At 44.3% G+C, this 5,025-nt stretch carries 2 protein-coding genes; one reads left to right on the plus strand and one right to left on the minus strand.

The genetic code is table 11. The features are described 5' to 3' along the window. A partial coding sequence (locus tag E1163_RS02525; protein WP_155169137.1) for a DUF5723 family protein occupies positions 1-2,026 on the plus strand: 2,026 nt, incomplete at its 5' end. Positions 2,027-2,324: 298 nt separating this feature from the next. Here the strand turns inward: E1163_RS02525 and E1163_RS02530 are convergent. Then, positions 2,325-4,628: a TonB-dependent receptor gene (locus E1163_RS02530; RefSeq protein WP_155169139.1), complete on the minus strand. Its 2,304-nt coding sequence runs from the start codon at positions 4,626-4,628 to the stop codon at positions 2,325-2,327. Positions 4,629-5,025: the final 397 nt, after the last annotated feature.

A 5,025-nucleotide genomic window follows, 5' to 3' on the forward strand; every position in this document is an offset into this window, starting at 1 on the left:
TTCATTTATGCTAACGCTCAGTCCGAAGCATGCCATAGCTTTGACGGCGCGAGGCAGAGCAGTAGTCAACGTAGAAGGAATCAGCGCAGACGTTGCCAATTTTATTGACCGTATAGAGGATGAAGGGGACTTTGTAATTGATGAAAATGAAACCTACGATTTCAGTGATTTTTATGTTCAGAGCCAGGCATGGGTGGAGTATGGCCTGACCTATTCACGAGTGGTTTTTGATAAAGAAACCAGTTTTTTAAAAGCCGGTGCTACTGTAAAACTCCTTTCGGGGCAGGGTTCAGGGTATATGTTCTTCAATGATGTGAAATACAGCGGACTGGCTGACAACAGGGTAGATGTAGCCAGAATTAGTGTTGAATCGGGTATATCAGATAATTTAAGTGTTAGTAAAGGTGTTGATGATTATGAATTTGACGCTTTTGGAAATACCGGTTTAGGCCTTGATCTGGGTGCTGTGTATGAGCACCGGCCTAACATTGAGAAATATCGTTATGATATGGATGGTGAAACAGGGTTGTTGAGAAGGGACCGCAACAAGTACAAGTATAAGATAGGTTTCTCTTTGCTTGACCTTGGAGGAATTAAATACGATAAGAGTAACGACAGTGGAAATATTGAAGGAGATGCTTCCGGTCTTGATGTTAATGATCTTGATGGAGACCTTGATGAGATCCTGGATTCATTATTTGTTTATACCACCGGAGGCTCTTACAAAATGAGCTTACCTACCCGCATGGCCGGTGAGTTTGATTACCATGTAGCTAAAGGCTTTTATGTTAACTTTACCGGACAGCTAGCTTTGAAAAAAGGAACCGGTGATACTGAAAAGAGCGCATATGTATCAGGAATAGCTCTGACGCCCAGAATTGAAAGCAAGAATTTTGGTCTTGCTTTGCCAATTTCCTATGACAAATATTCAAATCTTGCCTCTGGCTTCTCATTACGTTTAGGATCATTGGTCGTAGGGTCAAGAGATGGTATCAGTAATTTTCTGCTTGGTAAGGATGTGAGCAGTGCTGATGTACACGTTGCTTTGCGGTTTGGACTTACCTATAACAAGAAAAAAGATAAGGACAACGATGGTGTATCCAATAAAAGGGACGTGTGTAAGCGTGTACCCGGAGTATGGGCTTTCAAAGGCTGCCCTGACAGAGATGGTGATGGCGTAGAAGACAAGGAAGATGCTTGTGCTGATGTGCCCGGCAAGGTTGACTTTAGAGGCTGCCCCGATGGTGATAACGATGGCGTGGAAGATGCTAAAGATTCATGCCCGGAAGTGCCCGGCGTAGCTGCTTTCAATGGTTGCCCTGATACTGATGGGGATGGCGTAAGAGACGAGGAAGATGCATGCCCTGAGTTGGCAGGAAGCCCTGAAAGAAAGGGATGCCCGGATAGTGATGGAGACGGACTCTATGACAATGAAGATAACTGCCCGCAAGTTGCCGGTTCGCCTGACAATCAGGGATGCCCGTTTAGCGATATGGATGGCGATAATGTTATTGACAGGGATGACAAGTGCCCTGAATTAGCCGGAGTGCCTGAAAATGGTGGTTGCCCTTACTCTGATATAGATGGAGACGGAGTGATAGATGTTGAGGACGAATGCCCGTCTACTCCGGGACTTGCCACTAACAAAGGATGTCCGGAACTGGAAGAAGAAGAGAAGGAAGTACTGGATGCAGCGTTTGATAACCTGGAGTTCAAAACAGGTAGCGCTGTTATAGCCACATCATCTTATACCAGTTTGGTTGAGTTAGCCAATCTTTTGAAGAAAAAACCTGAATGGAAACTTAAAATAGAAGGACATACAGACAATACAGGCAGAAGAACCACTAATTTGCGTATCTCAGAACAACGCGCAAAAGCCGTGGCGGATTTCCTTGCTGCTCAGGGAATTGATGAAGAAAGGTTCCAGGTAAGTGGGTTCGGTCCTGATCAGCCTGTAGCTGATAATTCAACTGCAGAAGGTCGTCAGAAAAACAGACGTGTAGTAATGACCGTTCTCTTCGAATAAATTGACATTAAAGTTAATACATTGATAAACCCCATGACTGAACTTTAGTCATGGGGTTTATTTTTTATTCGACATTGAGGTAGCAATCTTGGATCAGGTGGAATTTCTGGGGAGATGTAAAATTTTCACCTCTTTGCCAACAGACCGTTGTTAATAGCAATCGGTAAGAGCAGTTGGCAAGCTCGTATAATATAGCAATATGTGCGGTTCACTGTTTACCGTTTAATTTTTCACTGTTCACCGCATTCTGCCCAACAAAGTTGGTACTAACCCTCAGAATACCCCGTTTTGCCTACTGCTATTGCCGATTGCCTACTGAATACCGGATTCCCAGACTCCCATAAAAATTCCTCGGTAAACCAGGGTAGTAGTACCGGGGAGCTGAACCACCGAACCCGACAGCATTGACCAGTACCATGGATGCGTAATGTTCATCCAACAAATTGTTAATGCCTGCACTAATATCATATTCAAAGTTTTTCAAAAACCTGCCTATATAGCCTGCTTTAATGTTCACAAGGGAATAGCTGTCGCTATACAGGCTGTTGGCATCGTTTAAAGGAATGCTGCCCGTGTACTGATAGTTGCTGTAGAGGTAGATGCCTGATTCGCTGTCCAGGTCGACACCGAAATTGACTGTACGTGAGGGTACACCGGTGAGATCATTGCCAGAGTAGTTCTCTTCTTCACTGGTGAACTCCTCGAACCGATAGTTCATAAAAGTTGCTGATAAAAATGGTCTGATTGACCAGGTTGTATGCTTGAGAACATCCATTTGCATGAGTAATTCCACGCCCTCATGTAAAGTCTTTCCGGCATTAATACCTACATAAGTATCGGGGCCTGTTCGTTGGGCTACCAGAAGATTATCAATATCCATACGATATATTGAAAGCTCGGTATATAGTCTGTTGTTGAGCCAGGAATCCTTACTTCCTATCTCATAATTCCAGCCCGTTTCCGGTTGAATATTAGTATTGATGGTGCCTTCGGGTGTAAGTGTTTCAGCAACACTAGGTGGTGAAAAGCCATGGCTAACGGATGCATAAATGCTATGTTCGTCATTCAGTAGATAAACAATGCCTGCACGTGGAGACCAGGTGGTGGAGAAGTCATATTCGCCTGATTGGTCTAAACTATCCGCATACAGGTCGTCCAGTTTGTAGCTTGTTTTGTTGCTGTTAAGCCCTGCCTGAAATGAAAGCTTTTGGGTAAGCTCCCAATTGACCTGGGCAAAGATGTTGTAATAGTACCGATGCTCCTTATTGTCACTCAGTATATTTCCCGGTATACTGCCTGCACCAGGATTCTGCTCATACAGATTTTCATATGTCGACCATTGGTACCAGTCGCTAAAGTATTCAAAACCACCACTCCAGGTCATTTTCCTTTGTAATACATCGGTACGCCATATCAACCTCGACCTTAGCCCTGTGGCTATGGAGTTCTCCCGCAGAATGTCAAAAGGCCTTGGTTCATCAGCATCCCGAAAGCTTAAGAAGGTACTTGTAATGCTTTCCAGGTTATTAGTGATGTGGTAATGATAGGATATACCCACATTAGCTTTGTTGTAAGCTTCATACCCACGTGACTGTAGCCAGGTATAGGCCGCAGATGAAGGAGCGGTGTTAAAAGTCTCTTCATTGACCGAGCTGGGGATGTATGCTTTCATATGAGTATAAAGTCCTAAAACAGAGACTGCGGTTTTCTCATTCGGGGTTATTTTAGAAGTGAAAATGAATGATTTTCTGTCGTACTCACTGTTTTGCCTGTAACCATCAGTATGTGTATCGGTATAGGTCAGGTTAAGCTGGTTTCGTTCACCATCTATGGCCGCCGAGGCAGTTGTTCTTAAAAGTCCGTATGTGCCCACAGTGCTTTTTGCAGATATGGAATTTTCATCCGTAAGCTGGGAAGTCAGGTTAATTGTGCCTGCCAACCCGGCACCATAAACGCTGGAGTTAGGTCCCTTGATGACTTCTATGCGTTGGATAGCGGCCAGATCGATGTCTTCTATGGTAGTTTCCCCTTCGCCGGATGTCAGGGGGATATCATCATAATAGGCGCGAACTTTATTGGTGCCATAAGGTGTACGGGCCCCTATACCACGGATGGTGATCCTGTTGGTGTTGAGGCTTCCTGAGTGCATATAAACACCTGGCAGGCGATTAAGGGCAGGGGTTACTGTTGTTTCATCGTTGCGCTGAAGCTGCTTACGCGTAATGAGGTTGACTGCGCCGGGTACTTCTCTGTAGGCTTCATTGATCTGCGAAGCTTTGACAATTACTTCCTGCAAGTTAGTTTCTGACGGTTCTAACCTGAGTCGGATGAAATCACCGGCTTTTGCATAGACATTTTCAGAAGTGTACCCCAGGTGGGATATGTTAAGGTAAACAGGATCGCTATGTGGAGCTGCCAGGCTAAAATATCCCTGTTCATTGGTCACAGTACCAATACTGTCCTCTAAGCTGATTACCGACACATTGTACAAAGGTTCGTTGTGCGCAGCATCCACTATCTGACCTGTAATAGTCTGGCCATATAGCCACTGGCACAGCGCTGGTATTATAAAAAATGCACTTGTTATAATAAGTTGCCTCATATTAATCTAAGGTAGCTTGATTTAGGAATTTTAAAAAGCCTGACACGCAGCCCTCATATCAACATGAAAAGCCCTTTAAGGTTATACCGGATCAAGCGGAATTTCTAGGGGAGAGCCTAAATTTTCACCTCTTTGCTGACAGACAGTAGTTAATCAGCAATCGGCAAAAGCAGTTGGCAAACTCGTATAATATAACAATAAGCGCGGATTCACTGATTTTTAGTGGCAAGTTTTACATTACTTGCTTACTTTCCAGTCCATTTACTCCACAGGTTTTCCGTTTGATCCGTTATACCTGGCCCGGCATGTATTTGGGTCGAAGGGTAAGAGGTGTATAAAGTGGTTCATTTTTTCCTCGACAGATGGCCGGTTTTTTACACATGAGTTGCTTGCAGCA

It is taken from the genome of Fulvivirga kasyanovii (genome assembly GCF_009711405.1).
GTDB classification, from domain to species: domain Bacteria; phylum Bacteroidota; class Bacteroidia; order Cytophagales; family Cyclobacteriaceae; genus Fulvivirga; species Fulvivirga kasyanovii.